The organism is Virgibacillus carmonensis, assembly GCF_057836705.1.
In genome coordinates this window covers 1-618 of sequence record NZ_JBYQFJ010000239.1, presented here as the reverse complement: position 1 = coordinate 618, position 618 = coordinate 1, and the positions used below count along the sequence as shown (strand labels likewise).

Below are 618 nucleotides of genomic sequence, written 5' to 3'. Positions count from 1 at the left end.
ACCTGTAAAAGTATCTAACTTCTCAGTTGGTGCTGGACATATTTTAGGACAGCAACAAACTGAATTAGGTATTGGTAATAAGCTTGAACTGTCAGAACAAGAAATATTAGAAAATATACAAACGATACAAAAGGGAAATCACTTGAAAAAAAGTAATGTTATCCAAGACTGGAATTTCACCGTTGAGATGGAAACAGGTACAGGGAAAACGTATGTGTATTCTCGCAGTATTTTTGAACTAAATAAAAAGTATGGGTTCTCGAAATTTGTAATCGTCGTACCAAGTGTGGCTATACGAGAAGGGGTATACAAATCGTTCCAAATGACTGCTGATCATTTTAATGAATTATACCCGGGGCAGCATTGTCATTATTTTATCTATGATTCATCAAAGCTAGAGAAAGTTCGTGAGTTTGCAACAAGTAGTGATATTGAAGTAATGATTATTAACATCGACGCATTCAGGAAAAGTTTCGATGATCCTGGGAAAGAGACAAAAGCGAACCTTATCCATCGTGAGCGGGATACAATGAATGGGAAAAAACCAATTGAGTTCATTCAAGAAACAAACCCTATAGTCATTATCGATGAACCTCAAAGTGTTGATAATACAGAGAA

1 protein-coding gene is annotated in these 618 nt (G+C 35.6%); it reads left to right on the top strand.

Going from position 1 to position 618, the window contains the following annotated elements; genetic code table 11:
- On the top strand, window positions 1-618 hold a 618-nt coding region (locus AC3G7N_RS21605), incomplete at both ends, for a DEAD/DEAH box helicase family protein (protein ID WP_489424187.1).